23 protein-coding genes are annotated in these 24,134 nt (G+C 66.5%); 12 read left to right on the top strand and 11 right to left on the bottom strand.

What is annotated here, in order from left to right; genetic code table 11:
* The first annotated feature begins 34 nt into the window (after nucleotides 1–34).
* The 5 genes from HMPREF1478_RS07335 (at nucleotide 35) to HMPREF1478_RS07315 (ending at nucleotide 5,407) form a co-directional block, all read left to right on the top strand.
* Nucleotides 35–1,084: a bifunctional UDP-N-acetylglucosamine diphosphorylase/glucosamine-1-phosphate N-acetyltransferase GlmU gene (locus HMPREF1478_RS07335; protein WP_016461452.1), complete on the top strand. Its 1,050-nt coding sequence runs from the start codon at nucleotides 35–37 to the stop codon at nucleotides 1,082–1,084.
* 24 nt (nucleotides 1,085–1,108) lie between these two features.
* Nucleotides 1,109–2,080, top strand: a complete 972-nt coding sequence (locus HMPREF1478_RS07330) for a ribose-phosphate diphosphokinase (RefSeq protein WP_016461451.1) — start codon at nucleotides 1,109–1,111, stop codon at nucleotides 2,078–2,080.
* A gap of 167 nt (nucleotides 2,081–2,247) precedes the next feature.
* Entirely contained in the window at nucleotides 2,248–2,853 is a 606-nt protein-coding gene (locus tag HMPREF1478_RS07325) for a 50S ribosomal protein L25/general stress protein Ctc (protein ID WP_016461450.1), read from the top strand.
* Between the two features lie 78 nt (nucleotides 2,854–2,931).
* The gene (locus tag HMPREF1478_RS07320) at nucleotides 2,932–4,056 is read left to right on the top strand and encodes a mannose-1-phosphate guanylyltransferase (protein WP_034475372.1); all 1,125 of its coding nucleotides are present in this window, start codon (nucleotides 2,932–2,934) and stop codon (nucleotides 4,054–4,056) included.
* A gap of 169 nt (nucleotides 4,057–4,225) precedes the next feature.
* Complete coding sequence (locus HMPREF1478_RS07315) at nucleotides 4,226–5,407, top strand: BMP family ABC transporter substrate-binding protein (protein WP_016461448.1); 1,182 nt, start codon at nucleotides 4,226–4,228, stop codon at nucleotides 5,405–5,407.
* Between the two features lie 72 nt (nucleotides 5,408–5,479).
* Here the strand turns inward: HMPREF1478_RS07315 and HMPREF1478_RS07310 are convergent, their stop codons facing one another.
* From HMPREF1478_RS07310 to HMPREF1478_RS07300, 3 genes are all read right to left on the bottom strand, one after another.
* Nucleotides 5,480–6,340 (bottom strand): NgoMIV family type II restriction endonuclease, encoded by an 861-nt coding sequence (locus HMPREF1478_RS07310; protein WP_016461447.1) that lies wholly within the window; start codon nucleotides 6,338–6,340, stop codon nucleotides 5,480–5,482.
* Entirely contained in the window at nucleotides 6,337–7,305 is a 969-nt protein-coding gene (locus HMPREF1478_RS07305) for a DNA cytosine methyltransferase (RefSeq protein WP_016461446.1), read from the bottom strand. Before HMPREF1478_RS07305 ends, HMPREF1478_RS07310 begins: the two co-directional genes overlap by 4 nt.
* 169 nt (nucleotides 7,306–7,474) lie before the next feature.
* On the bottom strand, nucleotides 7,475–8,251 hold the full coding sequence (locus HMPREF1478_RS07300; RefSeq protein WP_016461445.1) for a hypothetical protein: 777 nt from the start codon (nucleotides 8,249–8,251) through the stop codon (nucleotides 7,475–7,477).
* Nucleotides 8,252–8,390: 139 nt separating this feature from the next.
* On the opposite strand from HMPREF1478_RS07300, the gene dapE reads away from it, so the two are divergent.
* The 3 genes from dapE to HMPREF1478_RS10445 all read left to right on the top strand — a co-directional run bounded on the left by dapE (nucleotide 8,391) and on the right by HMPREF1478_RS10445 (nucleotide 10,655).
* Entirely contained in the window at nucleotides 8,391–9,572 is a 1,182-nt protein-coding gene (dapE, locus tag HMPREF1478_RS07295) for a succinyl-diaminopimelate desuccinylase (protein ID WP_016461444.1), read from the top strand.
* Nucleotides 9,573–10,298 (top strand): LOG family protein, encoded by a 726-nt coding sequence (locus tag HMPREF1478_RS07290; protein WP_016461443.1) that lies wholly within the window; start codon nucleotides 9,573–9,575, stop codon nucleotides 10,296–10,298. It abuts the gene before it with no gap.
* A gap of 192 nt (nucleotides 10,299–10,490) precedes the next feature.
* Nucleotides 10,491–10,655 (top strand): DUF3117 domain-containing protein, encoded by a 165-nt coding sequence (locus HMPREF1478_RS10445; protein ID WP_016461442.1) that lies wholly within the window; start codon nucleotides 10,491–10,493, stop codon nucleotides 10,653–10,655.
* A 63-nt stretch (nucleotides 10,656–10,718) separates the two neighbouring features.
* On the opposite strand, the gene HMPREF1478_RS07285 is transcribed toward HMPREF1478_RS10445, so the two are convergent.
* The 4 genes from HMPREF1478_RS07285 to HMPREF1478_RS07270 form a co-directional block, all read right to left on the bottom strand.
* On the bottom strand, nucleotides 10,719–11,348 hold the full coding sequence (locus tag HMPREF1478_RS07285; protein ID WP_034475367.1) for an O-methyltransferase: 630 nt from the start codon (nucleotides 11,346–11,348) through the stop codon (nucleotides 10,719–10,721).
* Nucleotides 11,349–11,544: 196 nt separating this feature from the next.
* Nucleotides 11,545–12,675: an Mrp/NBP35 family ATP-binding protein gene (locus HMPREF1478_RS07280; RefSeq protein ID WP_016461440.1), complete on the bottom strand. Its 1,131-nt coding sequence runs from the start codon at nucleotides 12,673–12,675 to the stop codon at nucleotides 11,545–11,547.
* Nucleotides 12,676–12,685: 10 nt separating this feature from the next.
* A complete protein-coding gene (locus HMPREF1478_RS07275) occupies nucleotides 12,686–13,267 on the bottom strand; it encodes a DUF1003 domain-containing protein (RefSeq protein ID WP_016461439.1) in 582 nt (193 codons plus the stop codon).
* Nucleotides 13,260–14,564 (bottom strand): magnesium transporter MgtE N-terminal domain-containing protein, encoded by a 1,305-nt coding sequence (locus HMPREF1478_RS07270; RefSeq protein WP_016461438.1) that lies wholly within the window; start codon nucleotides 14,562–14,564, stop codon nucleotides 13,260–13,262. The genes HMPREF1478_RS07275 and HMPREF1478_RS07270 overlap by 8 nt, the downstream gene beginning before the upstream one ends.
* 102 nt (nucleotides 14,565–14,666) lie before the next feature.
* Between HMPREF1478_RS07270 and HMPREF1478_RS07265 the strand changes: the two genes are divergently transcribed.
* A complete protein-coding gene (locus HMPREF1478_RS07265; RefSeq protein WP_016461437.1) occupies nucleotides 14,667–15,398 on the top strand; it encodes a YflT domain-containing protein in 732 nt (243 codons plus the stop codon).
* Between the two features lie 22 nt (nucleotides 15,399–15,420).
* On the opposite strand, the gene HMPREF1478_RS07260 is transcribed toward HMPREF1478_RS07265, so the two are convergent.
* The 3 genes from HMPREF1478_RS07260 to HMPREF1478_RS07250 all read right to left on the bottom strand — a co-directional run bounded on the left by HMPREF1478_RS07260 (nucleotide 15,421) and on the right by HMPREF1478_RS07250 (nucleotide 19,532).
* Nucleotides 15,421–16,929: an aminopeptidase P family protein gene (locus HMPREF1478_RS07260; RefSeq protein ID WP_016461436.1), complete on the bottom strand. Its 1,509-nt coding sequence runs from the start codon at nucleotides 16,927–16,929 to the stop codon at nucleotides 15,421–15,423.
* Between the two features lie 124 nt (nucleotides 16,930–17,053).
* Nucleotides 17,054–18,052, bottom strand: a complete 999-nt coding sequence (locus HMPREF1478_RS07255) for an asparaginase (RefSeq protein ID WP_016461435.1) — start codon at nucleotides 18,050–18,052, stop codon at nucleotides 17,054–17,056.
* Nucleotides 18,053–18,071: 19 nt separating this feature from the next.
* Nucleotides 18,072–19,532, bottom strand: a complete 1,461-nt coding sequence (locus HMPREF1478_RS07250) for an amino acid permease (RefSeq protein ID WP_016461434.1) — start codon at nucleotides 19,530–19,532, stop codon at nucleotides 18,072–18,074.
* 239 nt (nucleotides 19,533–19,771) lie between these two features.
* On the opposite strand from HMPREF1478_RS07250, the gene HMPREF1478_RS07245 reads away from it, so the two are divergent.
* From HMPREF1478_RS07245 to HMPREF1478_RS07235, 3 genes are all read left to right on the top strand, one after another.
* A complete protein-coding gene (locus HMPREF1478_RS07245) occupies nucleotides 19,772–20,620 on the top strand; it encodes a PHP domain-containing protein (RefSeq protein ID WP_016461433.1) in 849 nt (282 codons plus the stop codon).
* Entirely contained in the window at nucleotides 20,617–21,246 is a 630-nt protein-coding gene (locus HMPREF1478_RS07240; protein WP_016461432.1) for a MarC family protein, read from the top strand. The genes HMPREF1478_RS07245 and HMPREF1478_RS07240 overlap by 4 nt, the downstream gene beginning before the upstream one ends.
* A gap of 201 nt (nucleotides 21,247–21,447) precedes the next feature.
* The gene (locus HMPREF1478_RS07235; protein WP_016461431.1) at nucleotides 21,448–22,014 is read left to right on the top strand and encodes an LPXTG cell wall anchor domain-containing protein; all 567 of its coding nucleotides are present in this window, start codon (nucleotides 21,448–21,450) and stop codon (nucleotides 22,012–22,014) included.
* Nucleotides 22,015–22,336: 322 nt separating this feature from the next.
* Here HMPREF1478_RS07235 and HMPREF1478_RS07230 read toward each other — a convergent pair whose 3' ends face one another.
* A complete protein-coding gene (locus HMPREF1478_RS07230; protein ID WP_232207447.1) occupies nucleotides 22,337–23,824 on the bottom strand; it encodes a hypothetical protein in 1,488 nt (495 codons plus the stop codon).
* Between the last annotated feature and the right edge of the window lie 310 nt (nucleotides 23,825–24,134).

Below are 24,134 nucleotides of genomic sequence, written 5' to 3'. Positions count from 1 at the left end.
GGTCCCGATGGGACCGCAGACCCCGAGGAGGAACATGTCTCGCCCCGCCGCCGTCATCGTCCTGGCCGCAGGTCAGGGAACGCGCATGAAATCCGCTCTCCCGAAGGTCGTTCACCCCCTGTCTGGCCTGTCCATGATCGGACACGCCCTGCGCGCCGCCCACGGCCTCGACCCCCAGCATCTGGTCGCCGTCGTCCGTCATCAGCGCGAGGTCGTCGCCGCCGAAATCGAGCGCGTCCTGCCCAGCGCCATCATCGCGGACCAGGACGAGATTCCCGGCACCGGCCGCGCCGTCCAGTGTGGCCTGGAGGCTCTCGATCAGGCCGTCGAGCCCGTTTCCGGCACCATCGTCGTCACCTACGGCGACGTCCCCCTCCTCTCCACGGAGACCCTGGCCGAGCTGGTCGCCACCCACGAGGCCGCTGGCCACGCCGTCACCGTCCTGACCTCGCGCGTCAAGGACCCCACCGGCTACGGCCGCATCATCCGCGATGCCTCGGGTACGGTCACCGCGATCGTCGAGCAGCGCGACGCGACGCCCGAGCAGGCCGCGATTAACGAGATCAACGCGGGCATCTACGCTTTCGATGCTGATTTCCTGCGCGCCTCCCTGGCCTCGCTGGGCACCGACAACGATCAGGGCGAGGTTTACCTGACCGACGTCCTCGCGGCAGCCGCCCCGGCCGGACGCACCGCGGGTGCCCTCGAGCTGACCGACCACTGGCAGAGCGCGGGCGCCAACGACCGCGTTCAGCTGGCCGAGCTGGGCGCCGAGATAAACCGTCGCATCTGCGAGGTGCACATGCGCGCCGGTGTGACGATCGTCGACCCGGCCTCCACCTGGATCGACGTCGACGTGAGCGTCGGCGCGGACACCACCATCTACCCCGGCACCTGCCTGCGGGGGACAACCGTCGTTGGGTCCGATTGTGAAATCGGTCCTAGCGCCACACTGATTGATGCGGAAATCGGGGACCGCAGTGTGGTTCCCACCGCGTGGATCGGCCAGGGCTGCGTTGCAGCCGATACGATGGTTGCGCCATATAGCACCATCGGCACATTGATCGCGGCGCCTCGCGCCTGATCCAACACAAGGAGAGACAACCGCATGAGCGGACTGGTGACCACCGGAGAGAAGAACCTCGTCCTCGTTTCTGGACGAGCTCACATGGACCTGGCTCACGCCGTGGGCGAGGAAATCGGATGTGGGGTCTCGCCGGTGACGGCCTACGACTTCGCCTCCGGCGAGATTTACGTGCGCTTCAACGAGTCCGTTCGTGGCGCCGACGTGTTCGTCCTGCAGTCCATCGCGGGCGACATCAACAAGTGGGTGATGGAGCAGCTCATCATGATCGATGCTGCCAAGCGTGCCTCCGCCAAGCGCATCACCGTCGTCGCTCCCTTCTACCCCTACTCGCGTCAGGACAAGAAGCACCAGGGCCGCGAGCCCATCTCTGCTCGCCTCATGGCTGACCTGTACCGCGCTGCCGGCGCCGACCGCATCATGAGCGTCGACCTGCACGCGTCGCAGGAGCAGGGCTTCTTCGACGGCCCGGTCGACCACCTCTTCGCCATGCCGGTCCTCGTGGACTACGTGCGCGGCCGCGTCGACCTGTCCAACACCGCAGTTGTCTCCCCGGACGCGGGCCGCATCCGCGTCGCCGAGAAGTGGTCGAAGAAGCTGGGTGGCACGCCCCTGGCTTTCGTCCACAAGACCCGCGATACCACGCGCCCGAACGTCGCCGTCGCGAACCGCGTCGTTGGTGACGTCGCAGGCAAGGAATGCGTCCTCGTGGACGACATGATCGACACCGCCGGCACGATCACCGAGGCCATCAAGGTCCTCATGGACGCCGGCGCGAAGAAGGTCATCGTCGTGGCCACGCACGGTATCCTCTCTGACCCGGCGGCCCGTCGCCTGTCCGAGTCCGGCGCCGCCGAGGTTGTCGTCACCGACACCCTGCCGATCCCCGCTGAGAAGCGCTTCGATCAGCTCACCGTCCTCTCCATCGCGCCGCTCCTGGCTCGCGCGATCCGTGAGGTCTTCGAAGACGGTTCGGTCACATCGCTCTTTAACTGAGCGGCTCCCGCTTCACATCCGCCCTCGTCGTGAGGTAACCTATTGGGGTTGCTCCGGCGAGGGCGGATCCGTATCCGCCGTTATCGACAGGGCCTGAATTGAAATGCCTCGCGTTTCCTTCACTCTGCCGACACCGACGCCGGACCTGAGAAACGAAGGAAAGACACATGAGCGACAACCCCGTCCTGCTTGCCGAAGAGCGTTCCGAGTTTGGTAAGGGTGCTGCCCGCCGCGCCCGCCGCGCTGGCAAGGTCCCCACGGTCCTCTACGGCCACGGCGCCGAGCCCCGTCACCTGGACGTTCCCGGCCACGACCTCTTCCTCATCGTCCGCGGCTCCAAGAACGCCCTCGTTGAGCTGAAGATCGATGGCAAGACCCAGCTGGCCCTCGTCAAGGACGTTCAGGTTCACCCCGTGCGCCGCGACATCCTGCACGCCGACTTCCTGGCCGTCAAGGCCGGCGAGAAGGTCGACGTTGAGGTCCCCGTCGTCGTCGTTGGCGAGCCCACCCCCGGCACCGTCCACTCGCTCGAGGAGTTCACCATTCTGGTGAAGGCCCCCGCCACCTCCATCCCCGAGAACCTCGAGGTTTCCATCGAGGGTCTCGAGGCCGGCTCCGCCGTCCACGTCTCCGACCTGAAGCTGCCCGCCGGCGTTGAGGTCGAGCTCGATGCCGAGACGGTTATCGTCGCCGTTCAGGAAGCCGCCCCCGAGGAGCCCGAGGAAGCCGCTGAGGGCGAGGCTGAGGCCGCCGCCGAGGCCGACGCCGAGTGACACTCGCGTAGCACACGCTTTCCACGAGGGGGCGGTGCTGGGGCCTCGCCCCCTCGTCGTATCTGCGATACTGGGGGCATGAGTGACCTCCACGTGATTATTCCCGCCGGCGGAGCCGGCACCCGTCTGTGGCCGCTGTCGCGGCGCCGTCGTCCCAAGTTCCTCCTCGATCTGGCGGGCACGGGACGCACGCTCCTGCAGGGCACGGTGGACCGCTTGGAGGAGCTGGCCTCGTCGGTGAGTATCGTGACCGGCCAGGCGCACCGTGACGGCGTGCTCGCGCAGCTTCCCGAGTTTGCCTCGTCGGATAATCGCACGCTCCTCATCGAGCCGTCGGGCCGCGATTCTATGGCCGCGATCGGCCTGGCTGCCTACGTCGTGCGCGAACGCTTCGGGGATGACGCGATTGTCGGCTCCTTCGCAGCCGATCATCTGATCGCCCGCCCCGAGCTGCTGCGCAGCGCCGTCGAGACGGCGATTGGTGCCGCCCGCGACGGCTACGTCGTGACGATCGGCCTGACGCCCACCGAGGCCTCGACCGCCTACGGGTACATCGCGCCCGGCCCTGCGCTGAACGACGGCGACGAGGCCGGGGCTGCCGACGCTGAGCGCGGCGCCCGCCGGGTCGCCGAGTTTGTGGAGAAGCCAGACGCAGATACCGCCGCCCGCTACGTGGCCGCGGGCTACCTGTGGAACGCGGGCATGTTCATCGTGTCGGCGGGCGTGCTCGCCTCCCATCTGGCCCGCCTGCTGCCCGACATGCACGCGCGCCTGGAGACGATTGCGCGCGCGTGGGGCACCCCCGCGTTCGAGGAGACGCTGACGGAGAACTGGCCACATCTGACGAAGATCGCGATCGACCATGCCATCGCTGAACCCGTCGCCGCCGACGGGGGAGTGGCCGTCGTTCCCGCCGACGCGCAGCTGGGCTGGACGGACCTGGGTGATTTCGAGGCCCTGACCGGCATCGTCGCGGAGGCGGGCAACCTGGGCGAGGCGCTGCGCGTCGACTCCGACGGCGCAGCCGTCTTCGCTTCGTTGGGAGACGACAGCGAGGGGCCGCTCGTGGCGCTCGTCGGTGTGCCCGACGTGGCGGTCGCGCTCACGCCGGACGCTATCCTCGTCACGCGCCGCGACCACGCCCAGTCGGTGAAGGCGGTCGTCGACCAGCTCGCCGAACAGGGACGCTCCGACGTGCTCTGACGCGTCGTTTCTGCGCTGACTCACGCATACCCCGGCTCAGCTCCCGCGAGGGGTGGCCTCGTCGCGCCGCGTTCGCTCTCGGGTGAGGTGCGCCGCCCCGCCCGTCGCGCGTGGGCGTCGGGCTGGTAGCGTGTTGGGCAGCAAGAAGCCCCGACGAAAGGCATCACACGTGAACAAGCGGACCATCGCCGCACTCGCAACCACCGCGACCGCGGCCTCCTTGGCCCTCGGAGCTTGCTCGACCGCGCCCACCGCCACCCCCGCGGCCTCCGCGAAGGTCTGCGCCGCCATCTCCGGAGCCCACGGCGACGCCGCCACGGACCCCGTCGCGACGGCCCTCGCCGGTGCCGCGAACGACGCATCGGTCGCTTTCGAGGCTGCTAGTGGTGCGGAGGCACCCGCCTCGCTGGTGACCTCCGGCTGCACGTTGATCGTGGGCGCGGATTCGACGATGGCATCGTCGATCTCCGAGGCTGCACGCGCGAATCCGAAGGTGCGCTTCGCCCTCGTGGGCGCTTCCTTCGTCGATAGCAAGGGAGCCGCAACCTCCCTGAAGAACGGGTCCATCGTCGACGTGGACGCCTCGCAGGCCGCCTACCTGGCCGGCTACGCCTCCGCGGGCATGACGACCACGGGCACGCTTGCAGTCATCGGTGGCGCGCGCGACAACGTAACGAGCTCGCAGATGTCCGCATTCTCCCAGGGCGTGGACGCATACAACCTCGCCAACGGAACGTCGATCAGTGTCCTCGGCTGGAACCCGGCGACGAGCGACGGCACCTACGCGGGCAGCGCCGACGAGGTGCGCGGCGCGGCCGCCGACTTCATCGCCCGGGGGGCAGACATCATCGTGCCCTTCGCCGGCGATGCGAACGAGGGTGCCGCGCGAGCTGTCACCGAGGCAGCGAACCCGATGGTTCGCCTCGTGTGGTCAGGCCTGACGAAGGCCGATCTCAAGGGCCTGACCCGCGACGAGGCCCAGTCGGCCGAGACCGCGCCGATGTCCGGTCAGTCCGGCGCGCCGGTGACGCAGCAGGCGGACACGCAGTCCTTCGCGGACGCGTTCAGCTACATCCAGATCTCCGACGAGGTCCGCTCCGCCATCGGCGCCCCCGTGCTGACGGGCGTCGTTGTCGATTACAAGACCGCGATGGACACTCTCATTGCCCAGGCCAGCGCAGGTGAGAAGGCGGCTGTCGTCCCGGTGTCATTGGCCTCCGGCGGCGTCCTCCTCACCGGCTTCGGCGCCTACACACCGATGCTCTCCTCCGATCTGAAGCTGGGCCTGTCCGACATGGCCGGACAGATCGAGACGGGCGGCATGGTCATCTCCACGCCTTTCGACGTGTGAGTTGAGCGAAGAGATCGTTGTGCCCCGGGGACGCGTCCCCGGGGCACACTCAATACGTGCGTCAGAAGGGATCTAGATAGCCAGGTCGAGCGGAAGATCCGCGATATCGCGCAGGCGCTGCCCGTTGATCAGCGTGTCGAGAGTGCGCATCGCCTCGTCGTTTCCCGAAGCCTGTGTTGCTTCGATGAGTTCAGGGAGGGCAAAGTGGTAGACGGTGTCGATGTCGCCGGTTCCCAGCGCGAGTGAAGAAAGCCTCGAGGGTGTCGGCTCGCCGGTCACAACCACGATATGCGGCGTACGCCCCTTCCTGTTTCTGATCAGATTCAGGGCTTCCGAACGGGCATTCTGAGCACGGTCCGAACGCAGTGTCCACTTGCACGACACAACCGCGTGAATGATCGGAGAGGACTGGTTACGGGCCAGCAACGGGGAATATGACGCAACCCCGTCAACGACGATTCCAGAATCACCCAGCTCCTGCGCACTGATTGGCTGACGTACGACCAGGACGTCCGGAGAAATGTCGTAGGAATTGCCGAGGACGGCTGCGAGAGCGGGCTTCGCTGTGATGGCCTCGGCTAATTCGTCGAGGTGGCGATAAGGCTCAAACTGGGAGAGAAAGTGGCCCCTGCGCGTACTGCCAACGTTTTGAACGTCCCAGTCACCGGGGCGTAGAGGGGTGAGGAGAGGGAATGTGCGTGTGAGGAATGAGGTCACCGCGCATTCGAAGAGACGACCCGAACTCTGTGCCTTCAACTTCCCAATGCCTCGTGATGCGCCTAATGACCGAGCAATAGACAGCGCAAGTTCACACGACAATTGCTGCGACTTGTCAGCATTGCTCGCGACACCGGAGGCATCGATGGACAGGGTGTTCGTCTCGATGAGCTCGCGGTGGAATAACGCCCGCGCATGCGAGAGATTCAGATTCATGCGACGGCCTCGCTGCTCTTATCTGCGCGCGCCAACACCGACGCGATCTGCAGGCCGACAGCCCGTGCGACCGGAGGCGGGAAAGCATTCCCAACCTGACGATACGCATGCGTCTTCGCTCCGGTAATCGCCCAATCATCAGGGAAACCCTGGATGCGAGCAGCCATGCGGACAGTCAGGCGAGGATCGCCAGAAAAGTCAGGATCGGGAGCCTGTGGCGCAATGGTCGATCCATTCACACCAAGGTCAGCCCATGCGCGGCGGGCGCGGGTTGGTCCCAGATCCGGGCCTCCATGCTTCTTGGAACCGCCGACGAGCGTGGGCGCAATACGGTTCGCCCGAGCAGCCCAGGCCTCGGCGCCCTTCCACCCGCGCTCAGCCATGAGATCGACGAGGGTCTCTCCCACCGTGGGGGCAGGGTGCGGTGAAGGTGACGGGTATTCAAAAGAAACGGCAATATCATTGCGGAAACCAACCGCGATGACACGAGGGCGAAGCTGGGGAACACCGAAATCGGAGGCCTGCAGAAGCTTCCACTGAAGGGAGTATCCGATCTGCGCCAAGTGTTCCTCGACGCTGGTGCGGTAGGCCGCAAACTTCGGATCGAGGAGGCCGCGCACGTTTTCGATCATGATCGCGCGCGGTCGAACCACGCTGACGAGCTCAATCATCGCGGGGAAAAGATCGCGTTCATCGTCAGCCCCGAGTTGCTTTCCGGCATAAGAAAAGGGCGGGCAAGGGACGCCTCCCGCAACCAGATCAACACCGCGGTATTCGTGTGCGTGTTCCTTGATCCAGGGGACGACGTCCCCCTCGATGACATTCCAGTCGGGCCGGTTTTCGCGAAGGGTCTGACAGGCGTGATGATCGATTTCGACGACAGCGAGGTGCTCGAAACCTGCCTGTTCGAGGCCGAGGGCCTGACCACCTGCACCGGCACAGATCTCAATCGATGTCAGAGCCATGTTCCACCTTCCGCCACTTTGTCTACCGGATGATTGTAGGGGAATGGCAGATGCGGGGAGCAGGTCGAAGCGCCGCGCGCTCTCGGTCGCAGGGGTGTTCTCACTCATATGAGCAGGCTACGATCAGCCATGCTCATCTGCGTCTTCGCGTGGCGCTGTTCGAAGAGAACTACCTCGTCCCCAGCGCGGCCAGTGCCGCCCCCGCGCTCAAACCGTCCGCGTCGAGGACGAAGGCTGGGTCCACGCAGTACAGGCCCGGACCGTGTGGGACGGCGGGCGAGGTGGTGAGAGCATCGGCCAGCGCTGTGCGGACATCCTGTTCAGGTCGGGACGTCGTGAGGGTGCGTCCATCTGCGGAGATGGCGAGAGACAGGGTGGCGCCCTCCTCGACGACCGGAACGCCCAGGCGCTCCAGGAGAGTCACCAGCAGGCCCGAGGCCTCGGAGACCGACACGGATGCCGGACGCGTGCCGGACGCCTCCACAGATGCGATACGCGATGCGCAGCGGTCGACGTAAGCGCCGATCATTCCATCTCCCACGGACTCCCAGCCCTCCTCGGCACGCGGGAGGGACGGCTCATCCCCGAACGCGGCCACGGCCTCGTCAATGAGAGCGAGCTCAGCGTCGGGGGCCAGCGCGCCCTCGCGCGAGCGGTCGATCGCGCGCCCACCCAGGTAGATGAGCGCCTCGCCCGACGCGCGTACGTACACGGCGCCGTCCGCCATGACCATGCGCACCGAAAACGCCGTGAGGGGAGCGGGGAGCGCGCGCGGCATGAGGAGGGCGTGTCCGCCGGCTGCTTCGATGATCGCCGCGCCGTCGCGCGCGCTGTCCTGATCCTCGGGGGCCTCGAAGCCAATGATGAGGCGGAAACGGCCGCCGGTGCGCGCGGACAGGAAAGAAGCGATACCCGCAAACAGCGACGGGCTAGCACAGCGTGTCATGTGCTGAGGGTAACACTGTGGGTGCCTCGCGTAAAAACCGGTATCAGGAACGAGGCGTGGGCGTGCCCTGATGCGACGGCGGGAAGACGCAGGTGGGGGAGCACGCCGGTATCCTGGAGGCATCCATGAAGGAGGAATCATGCAGCTGACGAACCTGACGGACCCGGTCGAGCTCACGCGCCAGATGGTCGACATTCCCTCGGTGTCGGGAGATGAGGGCCCCCTGGCGAACGCCGTCGAAGAAGCCCTGCGAGGCGCCGGATTCGGGTCGGTCCCTGCCCTGGAGATCCTGCGCGACGGGGATGCCGTGTGCGCGCGGACCCGGCTCGGCCTCACCCAGCGCGTGGTCCTCGCCGGCCACCTCGACACCGTTCCGATCGCGGATAACGTCCCTGGCCGCCTCGAGGAGCGCGACGGGGTCACGGTCCTGTGGGGGCGCGGGTCGGTCGACATGCTCGGCGGGTGCGCGGCGGCGCTCGCACTCGCCTGCGAGGCCGGGGCGGCCATCCGCGAGGGCAACGAAGCCACGCTGAATGCCGACGTCACGTGGATCTTCTACGACCACGAGGAGGTCGCCTCACATCTGAACGGCCTCGGGCGCGTCCAGCGCAACCATCCCGAGTGGCTAGCGGGCGACCTGGCGCTGCTGGGCGAGCCCACCGCCGCTCACGTGGAAGGCGGCTGCAATGGCACGCTGCGCGTCATCGCACACTTCCCGGGCCGTGCGGCTCACTCGGCGCGCGCGTGGATGGGCGTCAACGCGATTCACGCGATGGCTCCCGTCATTGAGCGCATCGCCGCGTACGGAAACCCCGTCGTCACGGTCGACGGACTGCAATTCCGTGAATCCCTGTCGGTCGTGCGCGTCGAGGGTGGCATCGCCAACAATGTGATTCCAGAGGCCGCATCGATGACCGTCAACTACCGTTTCGCCCCGTCCACGCGCGCCGAGGATGCCCTGGAGTGGGTGCGTGGGCTCTTCGAGGGGACGGGAGCCACGATCGAGGTCGACGACCTGTGTGAGGGTGCCAGGCCCGGCGCGGACTCACCCCTGGCCCAGCGGTTCCTGTCCGTCGCGCGCTCCGTAGCCCGCGCGCAGGGCAGCGAGCTCCAGCTCAGCGCGAAGGTCGGGTGGACCGATGTCGCGCGCTTCAGTGAGGTCGGTGTGCCCGCCATGAACTTTGGCCCCGGTGATCCGCTGCTGGCGCACACACGCGACGAACACGCGCCCGTATCGGATATTGTCAGAGTGCACGACACGCTGCGCGCGTTCGTGCTCGCATCGATCGGCGATGGCGCCGACACACACGAGGAGGCATGAATGACCAAGCCGACGCACACCTATCGCCGCGGATCCGTCGTCCTACGCGGGGACCAGATTCCGCGCCTGACGGCAGACGCGTCCCTGCTTCAGTCCGAGCAGAGCGCCGACTGGAAGCACGAGGACCCGTGGCGCGTCCTGCGCATCCAGTCCGAGTTCGTGGAGGGCTTCGAGGCGCTGGCCGAGGTCGGTCCCGCCATCTCCGTCTTCGGGTCCGCACGGACGCGTCCCGAGGAGCCCCTCTACGAGTGCGCTCAGCGGATCGGCCACCTGCTCGTCGAGCGTGGCTACGCGGTCGTCACCGGCGGTGGTCCCGGCATGATGGAGGCCGCGAACCGGGGCGCCTGGGAGGCCGGTGGCACGTCCGTGGGGCTGGGTATCGAGCTTCCCCACGAGCAGGGGATGAATCAGTGGGTGAACCTGGGTGTTAACTTCCGTTACTTCTTCGCACGTAAGACGATGTTCGTGAAGTACTCCCAGGGTTTCATTGTGATGCCCGGCGGCTTCGGCACGATGGATGAGCTCTTCGAGTCCGCGACGCTGGTGCAGACGGGGAAGATTCGTTCGTTCCCGTTAGTTCTCGTGGGCACCGCGTACTGGTCGGGTCTGGTGGAGTGGATCCGTTCCTCGATGGTCGAGGCCGGAATGATCTCTCCGGGCGATGTGGACCTGCTGCGCGTCGTTGATGATCCGGAGGAAGCGGTTCGTCTCGCGACGGGTGCCTAGTAGTTAGTTCCTCTTTCTGAGGGTTCGAGAATTGCGCTTAATGCTGCGATAATCGGCCTAATTGATCGGATGGCCTATTTTCTTTTGATTTCTCTTTGCGAGCTGTTAAGGAAAAATGGCGCTTTTCCGGTAAAATGGGCATGTTACCCCGCCTGTGGAGGCGCGGGCATAACTCTGAGAAGGAGTACTCTCATGGCAGCAATGAAGCCTCGTACGGGGGACGGCCCCCTGGAAGTCAGTGCTGAAGGTCGCGGAATCGTCATGCGGATTCCCACGGAAGGGGGCGGGCGTCTCGTCATCGAGATGACTCCGGACGAAGCCGCGGAACTCGCCAGAGCGCTCGGCGCAGCCATCTGATCCAATACATAGAAGCGGTGGGACAGGTTCTCCTGTCCCACCGCTTCCTTGTTGTCTGGGGGCTCAGCGCTTGACCGCGACCGCCAGGCCGTCGCCGACGGGCAGTAGCGCGGGCACGAACTCCTCGGAATCGCGCAGGTAGTTGACGACCTCGCGCGCGACAACGGTGTGCGCGTCGCGACGAGCCGGATCAGCAACCTGATCGTGCCACAGTGCGTGCACGAAGGCGATCGTGCCACCGGGGCGCAGGATACGAACGGCGTGGTCGAGGTACTGCGGGGTCTCCTCCAGATCGCCATCGAGGACGACCATGTCGTAGCCGCGGGCGGCCATGCGCGGCAGAACATCGAGGGCACGCCCGGCGATCAGGCGCGTGCGGTGGGAGGACAGACCCGCTGCGGCGAAGTTGCGACGTGCATGCCCCAGGAGCTCGGACTCGGAATCAATCGTCGTCAGGACGCCATCGGAGGCCATACCATCGAGAATCCACAGCCCTGAAACACCAGCACCGGTACCGATCTCGAGGACAGCACGAGCACCCGACACGGCGGCGAGCATGCGCAGGGCGGCACCCGTCCCCGGGGAGACAGGAGTGGCACCCATTTCCGTGGCGACGGCACGTGCGGCGGTCAGCGCGTCGCTCTCCGCAACATAGTCCTCGGTGTACACCCACGTCTGGGCCTTGTCCGCCATCGCCTTGATCCTCACGTCGTATTGGTCGCCTCGGCGAGAGGCGCGCACGCGCTGCGCCCTCCCCACGCATCAGCGTACAGGCGGCGTGACGCCAGGGCGCGGTGGCACTCCGATTCCCAGCGAAAACAGCGCGTGACGAGCAGACAAAACCCCGGCCTCGTCCAAGGTGGACGAGGCCGGGGAAGAGCACGCGGGCTCAGTGCTGGATGGGGGAGACGCCCAGGGGGCGGCCCGCCAGTCCGCGATGCGCCGAGGAGAGCTGCTTGGCGAGGGCCGTCAGCTCCTCGGCAGCGGGACCCGAGGCGACGGACACCGGCTCGCCGCGGTCGCCGCCCTCGCGCAGTGCGATGTCGAGCGGAACCTGGGCCAGCAGCGGCACGGAGTAGCCGAGCTGGGCGGTCAGGCGCTGCGAGACGGACTCGCCGCCGCCCGCGCCGAAGATCTCCAGACGCGAGCCGTCGGGCTGAGGCAGGAAGGACATGTTTTCGACGACGCCGATGACCTTCTGGTTCGTCTGGGCGGCGATTGAACCGGCGCGCTCGGCGACCTCAGCGGCCGCGACCTGCGGGGTCGTCACGACGAGGATCTCCGAGTTCGGGAGCAGCTGCGCGATCGAAATCGCGACGTCGCCCGTGCCCGGAGGCATATCGATGAGCAGGACGTCCAGGTCACCCCAGAACACGTCCGCGAGGAACTGCTGAAGGGCGCGATGCAGCATGGGGCCGCGCCAGATGACCGCCTGGCCGTCGGGCACGAACATGCCGATCGAAATAACCTTGACGCCGCCCGCTCCCACGGGAGGAATCATCATGCCGTCGATGACCTGCGGGTCGTGGTCCACGCCGAGCATACGGGGAATCGAGAAGCCGTAGATGTCCGCGTCCATGACGCCGACCTTGAGGCCCTGCGCGGCGAGCGCGGCGGCCAGGTTCGCGGTCATGGAGGACTTGCCGACGCCGCCCTTACCGGAGGTCACGGCGATGACGCGCGTGAGGGAGTCGGGACGGGAGAAAGGAATCTCGCGCTCGGGGCGACCACCGTTGAGCTTCTCGCGCAGAGCCTTCTTCTGAGCATCATCCATGACGCCCATCTCGACGGAGACATTCTCGACGCCGTCGATGGCGCCGACGCGCTCGGTGACATCCTTCGTGATCTGGGTACGCAGAGGGCATCCAGCGGTGGTGAGCAGGACCTTGATCGCGACGGACGAGCCGTCGATGGTGACCAGGTCGGGGGTCACCATGTTCAGGTCGGTGATGGGGCGGCGGATCTCGGGGTCGATGACCTCACCGAGAGCCGCCATGACGGAATCAAGCGTGACTGGCATGGACTCCACTCTACTGGCCGGTGTTCCCATCTTCTAGGGGACGAAGGGCTTCGGCGGAGGTGTGATCGACCTCCGCCTCGTCCTCATGCGCCGAGGCGTTGGCCGCGTCCGCGGCGATCTCCGCACGCAGGTCCTCCAGCATGTCGCGCAGTTCAGAGCGCACGAAGTCGCGCGTGGCGACGTCCTGGAGGGCCAGGCGCAGGCCTGCGATCTCGCGCGCGAGGTACTCGGTGTCGGCGAGGTTACGCTCCGCGCGAATACGGTCCTGCTCGGCCACGACGCGGTCGCGGGCGTCCTGGCGGTTCTGCGCGAGCATAATCAGCGGGGCCGAGTACGAGGCCTGGGTCGAGAACGCGAGGTTCAGGAGGATGAAGGGGTAGGGGTCCCAGGCGGCTTCCTCGCTGATGCCGGCGAGCATCAGGTTCGCGCCGATCCACGCGATGACGAAGATCGTCATGTAGAGGACGAAGCGGGGTGAGCCCATGAAACGGGCGGTGGCCTCGGCGAAGCGGCCGAAGCCGTCGCCGCCGCCCGACGAGCGGCGGAAGAACCACTGACGCTTGTCAATCGGGTTGTCCAGACGATCAGCCATCGATGCTCCTTGCCATCATGCGGTCGGTCACGTCGTCGTCGAAGTCTCGCCAGTCCTCGGGCAACAGCTCGTCGAGGACGTCGTCGACCGAGACGGCGCCGTGTAAGTGCCCGTCCTCGTCGACGACAGGCAGGACCGTCAGGTTGTAGGTCGCCAGCAGACGCGTCACGGTCGCGATGTGCGCGTTGGGGTCCACGGACTCGATGTCGCGGTCCAGGATCGTGCCGAGCAGCGTCTGCGGGGGCTCGCGCAGCGCGCGCTGGATGTGCACCATACCCAGGTACTGGCCGGTCGGGGTCTCCTGGGGCGGGCGCGCGATGAAGGCGACGGTCGCGATCGAGGCCGGGATGTCCTCGCGTCGTACGGCAGCGAGCATCTGGGCGACGGTCGCGTTGGGGCCGAAAATGACGGGCTCGGTGGTCATGAGCGAACCGGCGGTCGACTCGTCGTAGGTCATGAGTCGACGCACGTCCTCGGCCTCTTCGGGCTCCATGAGGGCCAGCAGGGACTGAGCCTTCTCGGCGGGCAGCTCGGCGACGAGGTCGGCCGCGTCGTCGGGCTGCATGACGTCCAGAACGTCGGCGGCTCGGGCGGCTTCCAGCGCGGAGACGATCGCGATACGGTCGTCGTTACCCAGCTCCTCGAGCACGTCGGCGAGGCGTGCATCCGTCAGCTGCATGGCGACTGCCATCTTGCGGTCCTGGGGGAGCGTGTGCATGAAGTCTGCCAGGTCCGCGGGGCGCATGTCCTCCGTGTACTGCACGAGCGCGGTCGCCGCCTGGTTCGAGTCGGTCTTGAGCAGGCCGGAGACCTCGGACACGTCGACCGTGAGCGTCTCGCCGCTGCGCGTGAAACCGAGGGAGGACGTGCGCACGCGCTGGACGTGCAGCGTGGAGATCACCCAGTCCTTGGGACGGCGTTGACGCATCGCGACGTCGAGGATACGCACCTGGCCGGAGCCATCGTTCATGGTGACGACGCGGTCGAAGAGCTCGGAGAGCACGAGCGTCTCGATGGGACGCTGCGTGAACGAACGAATGTTGAGCAGGCCCGTCGTGATGACCGAGCCAGCCTCGATCGCGGTGACTCGAGTGAGCGGCAGGAAGACGCGCTTACGCGGGCCGACCTCGACGACGAAGCCGATGACGTTGGCTTCGGATTTCAGCCGAAAGATGACAACGACATCGTGGATCTTGCCGACTTGGTCGCCCAAAGGGTCGAAAACACTGGTGCCAGCGAGCTTTCCGATGTAGACGCGCCGGCCCTTGGTGCCTAGTTCAATAGATGCAATGCTCACATAATCATCTTAGGCTGTTGACAAAGAAAGAGTAACGACGAGCCGGTCGCTGCATGAACAATGCGTTCCATGCCACCGAGGCCGTGACGAAGGAGAGAGAGTATGGCTGTCGTGATGGACCCGCAGATGCCCACGGGCACGGAGGTGGCTTCCTACCAGACCTACGCCCAGGCGCGTGCGGCCGTTGATTTCCTGTCGGACAGCGGATTTGACGTCTCTTCGATCACGATCGTGGGAACGGACCTGCACCTCGTGGAGCGGGTGACAGGACGCCTGACGATCGCTCGCGCGTCGATTTCTGGCGCGTCGAGCGGCGCGCTGTGGGGAGCCCTGGGCGGCATGCTCATGTCCGCTGGTCAGAGCGCGGGCGGCACGGGAACGTGGGTCGCTGGCGGCATCATCGTCGGTGCCCTGATCGGCATGGCTCTGTCCGCTCTGTCCTTCATCATTCGCGGACGCAGCCGCGACCTCGTGTCCTCCCAGCAGGTTGTCGCGCAGCGCTACGCGGTCCTGGCCTCGGCCGACATCGACCGCGCCTATCAGATCCTGCAGCGCACCCCCGGCAACCGCGCGCGCGTCGTCCGCCAGCGCACGGAGGAGCAGCGTCAGAAGAAGGATTCCGTCGGCTTCTTCCCCGACGGTCGCCCCCGCTTCGGCGCGGCGACCAAGGACGGTGAGGTGCCCGGGGGCTCGCCCGACACCGATGCGCACGAGGTCGTGGCCACGTCCGCCGCGCCCGAGTCGCCAGCGCCCGCGGTGACCACCCCCGAGACCGCGCCCGCCGAACACGAGGACGCCCCGGCCTCGTCCCGAGAGGACCAGACCGAGGCGTAACCTCAGCGTCTACGCGCCTAAATCAGCGGGACTGAACCGAGGCGATCCACTCCTCCACGTCCGCGATCGTGCGCGGGATGTCCTCGGAGATACGCGTGACGGTGCCGTCGGCGTTCACCACGACGTCGTCCTCGATACGCACGCCGATGCCCCGGTACTCCTCGGGGATCAGCAGGTCGTCGGCGCGGAAGTACAGGCCCGGCTCGATCGTGAAGACCATGCCCGGCTCCAGCAGCGCGCCCTGGTAGAGCTCGGCGCGAGCCTTCGCGCAGTCGTGCACGTCCAGGCCCAGGTGGTGGCTGGTGCCGTGCGGCATCCAGCGGCGGTGCTGCTGGCCGGTGGTGGCCAGAGACTCTTCCGGTGTGACGGGCAGGATGCCCCACTCATACAGGCGGGCGGCGATGACTTTCATGGCGGCGTCGTGCACGTCCTTGAAGCGGCAGCCCGGCTCGTTTGCGCGCGCCAGGGCGGCCTCGCAGGCGTCGAGGACGGCCTGATAGACGCGCGCCTGCACCTCGGTGAAGCGGCCGTTGACGGGCAGCGTACGCGTGATGTCGGCCGTGTAGAGGGAGTCGACCTCGACGCCGGCGTCAACCAGGACGAGGTCGCCGTCGCGCACCTCGCCGTCGTTGTCGATCCAGTGCAGGGTGTTCGCGTGGTTACCGGAGGCCGCGATGGTCTCATACCCCAGACCGTTGCCCTCCTCGCGGGCGTTGGCAGCGAAAGCACCCTCGATGACGCGCTCGCCGCGGCGGTGGCCCACAGCGCGCGGCAGGACGCGGATGATGTCCTCGAAACCGGCCTTGGTGACCTCGACCGCGCGGATCATCTCCTCGAGCTCGAAGGCGTCCTTGATAAGGCGGATCTCCGAGAGATGCTCTTCGAGGGCCTCGTCCTCCTTGCGCGCATCCTCGCCCGCGGGCAGGGAGGCCTGGGCGCGCACCTCGTTCACCATGGCCTCGACGTTCGCATCGACGCCGCGCACGACGCGCAGCTGCACGGTCCCGGCGTCCTTGGCCAGCACGTCGCGCAGCGTGTCGATGTGGCGGGTCTCCAGGCCGGTCTGCGCGCTGACCTCTTCGAGCGAGGGGCGCGCGCCCACCCAGAATTCGCCGTAGCGCGGATCCGCGTAGAACTCCTTGGAGGAACGCGACGCGCGGGGCTTAAAGAAGAGCAGGGGAGTGTGCGTGCCATCCTCGTTTGGCTCCAGCACCAGGACGGTGTCCGGCTCCTTCTCGCCGCCCAGGCCAGACAGGTGCGCGAACGCGGAGTGCGCGCGGAAACGGTAGTCGCAGTCGTTCGAGCGGACCTTGTAGGGGCCCGCAGGCACGACGAGGCGCTCGCCCGGGAAGGGAGCACCGGCCTTGAGGGCGCGGTCAGTCAGGAAGTCGGCGACACGTTCGCGCTCGGGCATCTCGGAGGGGCGAGGCCCCCACCCGGTGCCAATGAAGTCGCGGAATGCGGAGGACTGGGGTTGGCGGGATCGGTTTTGGCCGCGGTCGGCCATGGACTGGGAGGCTTCTTCACTCATGGCCACTATTCTACGGCCGCTTCCTCCCGGGGGAGGAGCCGATGGTCATGACAAACCCCGGCCTCGTTCCCAGGTCATGCGGTGGACACTGGGACGAGGCCGGGGCAGGTCGGGTGGGAGAAGATCAGTCCTGGAGGGTGAGTTCTCCCGCGATGGACAGGTCCATCCATCGCTTGAAGTCCGCGCCGCGCTTGCCCTGCGAGAGCAGGAAGACGGTCTTGGCGTAGAGGGCTTCGAGCGTCATGTCGTGCGCGCCGATCGCGCCGAGGCGCGCCAAGGCGTCGCCGGCCTCGTAGTGGCCCAGCATGACCTCGGACTGGTAGCACTGGGAAGCGACGATGATCGGCACATCCGCGTTGGCGAGCTCGGTCAGGACGTCCACGAGGCCCGGCTCGGACGCGGGGATGTTACCCACGCCGAAGGTGCGCAGGATGACAGCGTCCGGGTGGGGCGTCGTCATCGCGCGCAGGCGCGCAGCGCTCATGCCGGGAACCACGTCGATGACGGCGACGTCCTGGCGCGTGTACGGGCTGGGATCCTGCCAGCCGGTACCCGGATGGGGAGCGCCGTACCAGCGCCACGGGGCGCCCGTGCGCGCCATGGGGGACACGGAGGGCGACTCGAAGCCACGGAAGGCCCACGACGAGGTCTTCGTGGCGCGGTTGCCCGCCAGGAGCTTGTGGCCGAAGAACAGCATGACCCCGCGAGCGTGGCGTGAAATCGCCGCCCGCAGCGCACCCGTGACGTTCGCCGACGCGTCCGAGCCGACGACGCCGAGGGGGTACTGGGAGCCGGTCAGGACGACGGGCTTACCCATGCTCGCCAGCGCGTAGGACAGGGCAGCGGCCGAATAGGCCATCGTGTCCGTGCCGTGCAGGACCAAGAAGGCGTCTGCTTCGTCGGCGTGCGCGTTAATGTCGTCGATAATGGCCTGCCAGTCCTCAGGGGTGGCCTCCGAGGAATCGATGAGCGGGTCCAGCGTCGACATCGAAATGTTCGACGCCAGCTCGATGCCCTCCAGCTGGGAACCAAACCAACCCTGCAGGTCAGCGCCGGGGCGCAGACCCTCCGGGGAATCGACCATGCCGATGGTTCCACCGGCATACGTGACGTGAAGACGCACGGTCAGTCCTTTCGTTCGATCAGTCGCCCGACACCAGGGTCTCGTCACCCTGGAGCGAGGCGGCGGCCTCGTCAGTCAGGTTGCCGACGCGCCCGCGCACGAAGTACCAGCCGGCGACCATCAGGACGACGACCACACCGAAGAGTGCGAGGGTCCAACGGCCAGACTCGGAGGTCACATTCGAGGCCACGACGACAGCGAAGAACAGGAGCGCCAGGTAGTTGGTGTAGGGGGCGCCAGGCATACGGAACTGCGGACGCTCCGCCTCGCCGCGCTTAACCTTGCGCAGGAACGCCAGGTGCGAGATGAGGATCATCGCCCACGTACCGGCGATGCCGATGCCCGCCAGGTCCATGACGATGTTGAAGGCGTTCTCCGGAACGAAAGCGTTGAGCAGAACGCCCAGCAGGCCGAGCGACGCGGTGATGATGATGCCGCCGTAGGGCACGTGGTTCTTGTTCAGACGTGACGCGAAGCGCGGGCCTTCGCCCACGAGCGCCATCGAACGCAGCGTGCGGCCGGTCGCGTACAGGCCGGCGTTGAGCGAGGAGAGGGCGGCGGTCAGGACGACCACCTGAATGATGTCGCCCGCGTGGGGCACGCCCAGGCCGGAGAAGAACGTCGTGAACGGGGACTCGTTCGACGAGTAGGCGTTGTAGGGCAGCGCCAGGGCGAAGAGGACGACGGAGCCAACGTAGAAGAAGAAAATGCGGATGACCATCGAGTTGATGGCCTTGGGCAGGATCTTGGCAGCATCCTTGGCCTCGCCGGCCGCGACGCCCACCATCTCGGTGCCGCCGAAGGCGAAGACGACGCCGAGCGTCAGGGCAAAGACGGGGGCCAGGCCCTCGGGGAACCAGCCGCCGGACTCGGAGATGTTGTGGACGCCCGCGCTGTAATCGCCGACGTGCGCCTGCGTGATGATCGCCCAGATGGCGACAGCCATGAAGATAAGGATCGTGGCGACCTTGATCATCGCGAACCAGAACTCAGCCTCGCCAAAGGCCTTGACGCTGAGCATGTTCAGGACGAACACGAGGGCCAGCGCGACGAGGGCGATGACCCACTGCGGGACGCCCTGGAACATTGTCCAGTAGTGCATGTAGAGCGCCACCGCGGTGATGTCAGCCATGACGGTAACGGCCCAGTCCAGGAAGAAGAACCAGCCGGTGATGAACGCGCCCTTCTCGCCCAGGAACTCGCGGGCGTAGGACACGAACGCGCCCGAGGAGGGGCGGCGCACCGCTAGCTCGCCGAGGGCGCGGACCATCAGGAACGCGAAGACGCCACACACCGCGTAGGCGAAGGCCAGCGCGGGGCCACCCTGGGCCAGACGGCCGCCCGCACCCAGGAACAGGCCGGTGCCAATCGAGCCGCCGATGGCGATCATCTGGATGTGTCGGTTTTTCAGAGCCTTGTTGTACCCGGCATCTCCCGCGTCGGTCGCGGTGGACACCTGGGTCTGATCCTTGTCAGACACGCATGTACTCCAATCGGTGTTGAGGGAGGCCAAACGGCCGTCTGATGTCAGTTTCCTACAGTCGGCAGCTGACCGCTGCAGGTGAGCCGGTGGTCACCATCGTGTGGGACGCGGTGAGAGAACGTGCAAAAAATACGGTCAAGATCGGGCAAAAACCGGTATTTTGACGAGGCTGTGAGGCGCTCGCGGCGGCCTTTCGTGTACGCGGTTGTGTGATGGGATTAATGGGGTAATCTCAAATGGTGAAGCGAATTGACCCCCATACTCATAGCGCGTATTCCGATGGGACGGATACGCCCGCCCAGCTCCTGGCAATCGCCGCGCAGGCCGGGCTGGACGCCATCGCGCTGACCGATCACGATACGACGACCGGATGGGACGAGGCCGCAGCAGCTGTCGCGAGCACCGGCGTGAGCCTCATCCGGGGTGCCGAGATGTCGTGTTCGTCCTCGGGGATCACCGTGCACCTGCTGGCCTACCTTTTCGACCCGGCCAGCCCCGGCCTCGTCGATAATTTCCGCCGGACTCGCGAGGATCGCGAAACGCGCGCCCTGCGCATGGTGGAGAACCTGAGCGCGGACTACCCGATCACGTGGGAGGATGTCCTTTCCTTCGCACCCGAGGGCGGGCCCGTGGGGCGTCCGCACATCGCCGACGCGCTCGTCGCCGCCGGTGCCTTCCCCGACCGCAGTGCCGCTTTCGTCAAGGCCCTGCACCCGTCAGGTCCGCACTACGTGCACCACTGGGCGCCCGACCCGGTCGAGGCCGTGCGCTGCGTGCGCGAGGCCGGGGGAGTGCCCGTCCTGGCCCACCCCCGCGCTCGCAAGCGCCAGCGCCTGCTGCCCGAGGCTGTTATCGCCGAGATGGCACAGGCCGGCCTCTTTGGCATCGAGCGCGACCACCGCGACCACGCGCCCGAGGACCGCGCCGACGTCGAGCGCATGGCCCGGGAGATGGGCCTGGCGATGTTCGGCTCCTCCGACTACCACGGGACGGGCAAACCGAATCGCATCGGCGAAAATACGACGGACCCGCAGGTCATCGCCGAGGTCGTCGCGCAGGGCTGCATCGAGGTGGTCGAGCCGTGAGTCTCTTCGACGTCACCCTCTTCGCGACCGCCTTCGCGACGCTGACGGTCATTATGGACCCCGTCGGCACCGTCCCGATCTTCCTGGGGCTTACCTCGCGCTTTACGCAGCCGAAGCAGCGTCGTGCCGCCATCCAGGCCACGCTGGTCTCCTTCGGTGTCATCCTGACGTTCGCGATCCTCGGCGGGCAGATCCTTCGCCTCCTCCACATCTCGATGGAGGCGCTCCAGCTCTCGGGCGGCGTCCTGCTCTTCCTGGTCGCCATGGAACTCCTCATGGGCACCGACTCCTCGACGCCCGATACGGGGGACGAGGGCGTGAACGTCGCGCTCGTGCCGCTGGGGACGCCGCTCCTGGCGGGGCCCGGCTCGATCGTTGCGGTCATGGTGGCCGTCGGGCAGGCCGGCACAAACGTCGGCTCGTGGATTGCGGTCATTGTCGCCGTGGTCCTGGCCCATGTCGTCATGTGGCTGACGATGCGCTTTTCCCTGGTGGTCTCCCGGTTCCTGGGCCCCGGCGGCATCATGCTGCTGACAAAGATCTCTGGTCTGCTGCTGGCAGCCATTGCGACGCAGCTCATCATGGAGGGAATCTTCCAGTTCATCGCGGCTGCACACCTGGGCTGACCTGGGCATTTGTTGTTCGATCCATGCTCGTCAGACTGGCTCGTTATGGTGACGTGCGACGCGCCGAGGGGTGATTTGCGAAAATCTGTGCGTATCGGTCAGGAAGTGTTGTAGGGTGGAGGAGAACGCCGTGACACGACACGGCCCGAACTGGTCAGGGTCACGCATTCATCCCTCACCACATCCGTACCAGGAGTAACAATGAAGAAGACGACCTCGTCTCTGCTCGCCGCGACCGCGGCGCTCGGCCTGATCGCTGCCTCGGCTGGTGTCGCTTTCGCCGCCGAGACCCCCACCGCCCCCGAGCCCTCGGCCCCGGCTACCGAGGCCCCCGCCCCCGAGCCCTCGGCCCCGGCCGCCGAGGATCCGGCCCCCGAGCCCTCGGCCCCGGTCACCGAGGAGCCGGCCCCCGAGCCCTCGACCCCGGGCGATAACAACACCGGTGGTTCCGCTGAGACCCCGACCCCCGCCGATGATTCTTCGGCTCCCGCCCCCGTCGCCGATCAGGGTGGCGCAGGCGCGGCCTCCGGCCCCGTCGGCAACGCTGGCGTGTCCACCCGCGGCCAGATCGCGACCGGCAATGGCCCGGCCCCCGTTTCCGCTCGTGGCGGCATCCGCAACACGAACGCCCCGGCTTCGTCCGGCGCCCAGGGTGGGGCTGCCCCGACCCTGGCGAACACCGGTTCCGCCGCTTCGATCGCCGCTGGCGCTGGCGTCATCGCTCTGGCTGGTGGCGTGACTCTCGTGGTCGCTCGCAAGCGTCACTGAGGCGTCCTCGCCTGACAAGCACCGCGGGCCCGCTCGTTTCGAGCGGGCCCGCGTTTTGTCTAGTTTGCGCAGATCGCGCGATAGTTGTGCACGAACGTGCAGTTAAAAACCGCGAATTTGCACCGAAAAATCATCGTTTCGCCTTGATTTGATGCGTGCATCACATGCACAATGGAACTACCGAAAGTCACCATGAATTGAGCCCTCATGATGAACCGGTGATGGGAAGTGGCACCACTCATCAAGAGCGGTGCCACTTTCCTGTTGATGCGCCCCTGCGGGAAGTGCCCCCGCAGGGGCGCTCCCTCGCAGGGGCTAGTGCTTAGCGCTGACGGCGGCGCAGAGCCAGGGCTCCCAGGCCTGCCAGGCCCGCCATGATGGCGGCTCCAGCCAGCATCGGGGTATCCGCACCCGTGCGAGCGAGGTTGCCGCTCGGGGTCGCGGACGGGGCAGGAGCCGGGGTCGTCGCCTCGGGCGTCGGGGAATCCGACGGTGCCGGGGTGCTGGGTTCCTCGGTGGGAACCGTGCACTCGCTGTCCGTGCCGGTCAGCCAGTTGTGCAGGACGATCGGGGCCAGGATCGGGGAGCCCTCGAGGGTCTCGCCGGTCAGGGTGCCGTTGATGTTGAAGGAGAAGCTCGAGTTTGCAGGCATGTGGGCGATCGTGACGGTGATGGTCTTGCCGTCCTCGCTGACCTTGATGTCGCCCAGGCCCTCGACGGTGTTCGTGAAGCCGTTACCCTGGAGCGCGCCGGCGCCGGGGTTGGAAATCGTGTTGATCGTGGAGGCGTCGAACTTCAGGCCCTGGACGGCCTTGATCGTCAGCGTCGCGTTGGTGATGTCCTTGTGCGTTGCGCCGTACAGGCGCAGGGTGCGCGAGTCGCCGACCTTCGCCTCGCCGCGGGAAGTGAACCAGCCGTCAGCGTTGGCCTCGCCCCACTTGGGTTCCTCGGAACCCCAGGAGCCCGAGTACTTGGAACGCTCGTTGATGTCGCGCGAGTAGGGGCTCCACACGGTGCGGTCCACGGTCGTGACCTGGCACGGGGTGAGCTTGGGCGTCTCGGGGGTGGGCAGGTCGCCGCAGACCTGGCCGTCGGCCGGGAACTGGGTGCCCACCAGTTTGGCGGACGCGGTCGAGGACTCGGCGCCCTCGGGGAAGGTGCCCGTGAACTGGAAGATCGTGCCGGTGTTGGCATCGAGGCCCTTGTTCAGCGTGATGGTCCAGATGTTCTTCGCGGCGTCCGTCAGGGTGGCGGTGAAGTCGCCGTCGTTCCACGTGTACTCGGCTTCGCGAGGGCCCCAGGCCTGCATGTACGCGTTGAGGCCCGCGCGGGTCTCGAGCTTGCCGATGAACTTAGTGTCGGCCATGTCGTCGGGCAGGTCGACGGTGATCGTCGTGCCGGCGACCAGCTTGTTCTTCGTGGCCACGGGGAAGCGCCAGTTCTGGGTGGAACCGGCGATCCAGTGGTTGGCCTCGAACATGCCCGGAGCCTTGTAGGTCTCGGTGTTGAAATTGGTCGAGATCTTCGAGGTGTAGCCGTTGTTCGAGCCGGTGGCGATCTTGTTGACGGTGCCGTCGGCGTTAAGGGTGATGTCGGCGGGGTTCACCAGATCGGGGTGGTGGGCCAGGATGTCCGTGTCGAGGATCGCGGCGGCGGTCCAGTCGGCGCGGCACGAGGTGGACTTGTCGCCGTTGGCGGTGCCGGGGCTCGGGGGCTGGTTATCGTGAGAGGTCGCGGCCATGGCCGGGCCTGCGATCAGGGCCGTCGCAACGGCGGCGCTCAGGGCTGTTGAAATGGTCAACCTATGCATTGGTTTCATCGTTGTCCTCGTGTTGATGCTTGTTCAGTCCAAAGAGTACTGGCCGTTCGGTCTATTGTTAGTTCGGTCAGCATTGGTTACAAGAGAACCTTAGTGGATGAATGTTGACCGTGTCCTACGTTTGCGAAAAGTCATTGAATGAATCCGGCCCGTCTTCGTGCTGGTGGGGTTTGTTTCGGGTCGACAAATTGGTGCCAATCTGGGCCTTTGGTCATGGGTGCGCTCATGTGGGTGTATTCCGTCACGTAGGTGGGGGTGGGGTTTCTCCCAGAGCTGTGTCAGAGCAGGGAATTGAGCTGCG

The organism is Actinomyces sp. HPA0247 (genome assembly GCA_000411415.1).
Taxonomy (GTDB): domain Bacteria; phylum Actinomycetota; class Actinomycetes; order Actinomycetales; family Actinomycetaceae; genus Pauljensenia.
Note: the sequence above shows the minus strand (reverse complement) of the source record. Positions and strands in the feature narration are given on the sequence as shown.

Excerpts from the sequence above, each read along its gene's own strand:
- HMPREF1478_RS07335 (WP_016461452.1), top strand. The coding sequence starts at position 35 with ATGTCTCGCCCCGCCGCCGTCATCGTCCTGGCCGCAGGTCAGGGAACG.
- HMPREF1478_RS07330 (WP_016461451.1), top strand. The coding sequence starts at position 1,109 with ATGAGCGGACTGGTGACCACCGGAGAGAAGAACCTCGTCCTCGTTTCT.
- HMPREF1478_RS07325 (WP_016461450.1), top strand. The coding sequence starts at position 2,248 with ATGAGCGACAACCCCGTCCTGCTTGCCGAAGAGCGTTCCGAGTTTGGT.
- HMPREF1478_RS07320 (WP_034475372.1), top strand. The coding sequence starts at position 2,932 with ATGAGTGACCTCCACGTGATTATTCCCGCCGGCGGAGCCGGCACCCGT.
- HMPREF1478_RS07310 (WP_016461447.1), bottom strand. The coding sequence starts at position 6,340 with ATGAATCTGAATCTCTCGCATGCGCGGGCGTTATTCCACCGCGAGCTC.
- HMPREF1478_RS07305 (WP_016461446.1), bottom strand. The coding sequence starts at position 7,305 with ATGGCTCTGACATCGATTGAGATCTGTGCCGGTGCAGGTGGTCAGGCC.
- HMPREF1478_RS07300 (WP_016461445.1), bottom strand. The coding sequence starts at position 8,251 with ATGACACGCTGTGCTAGCCCGTCGCTGTTTGCGGGTATCGCTTCTTTC.
- dapE (WP_016461444.1), top strand. The coding sequence starts at position 8,391 with ATGCAGCTGACGAACCTGACGGACCCGGTCGAGCTCACGCGCCAGATG.
- HMPREF1478_RS07290 (WP_016461443.1), top strand. The coding sequence starts at position 9,573 with ATGACCAAGCCGACGCACACCTATCGCCGCGGATCCGTCGTCCTACGC.
- HMPREF1478_RS10445 (WP_016461442.1), top strand. The coding sequence starts at position 10,491 with ATGGCAGCAATGAAGCCTCGTACGGGGGACGGCCCCCTGGAAGTCAGT.
- HMPREF1478_RS07285 (WP_034475367.1), bottom strand. The coding sequence starts at position 11,348 with ATGGCGGACAAGGCCCAGACGTGGGTGTACACCGAGGACTATGTTGCG.
- HMPREF1478_RS07280 (WP_016461440.1), bottom strand. The coding sequence starts at position 12,675 with ATGCCAGTCACGCTTGATTCCGTCATGGCGGCTCTCGGTGAGGTCATC.
- HMPREF1478_RS07275 (WP_016461439.1), bottom strand. The coding sequence starts at position 13,267 with ATGGCTGATCGTCTGGACAACCCGATTGACAAGCGTCAGTGGTTCTTC.
- HMPREF1478_RS07265 (WP_016461437.1), top strand. The coding sequence starts at position 14,667 with ATGGCTGTCGTGATGGACCCGCAGATGCCCACGGGCACGGAGGTGGCT.
- HMPREF1478_RS07260 (WP_016461436.1), bottom strand. The coding sequence starts at position 16,929 with ATGAGTGAAGAAGCCTCCCAGTCCATGGCCGACCGCGGCCAAAACCGA.
- HMPREF1478_RS07245 (WP_016461433.1), top strand. The coding sequence starts at position 19,772 with ATGGTGAAGCGAATTGACCCCCATACTCATAGCGCGTATTCCGATGGG.
- HMPREF1478_RS07235 (WP_016461431.1), top strand. The coding sequence starts at position 21,448 with ATGAAGAAGACGACCTCGTCTCTGCTCGCCGCGACCGCGGCGCTCGGC.
- HMPREF1478_RS07230 (WP_232207447.1), bottom strand. The coding sequence starts at position 23,824 with ATGCATAGGTTGACCATTTCAACAGCCCTGAGCGCCGCCGTTGCGACG.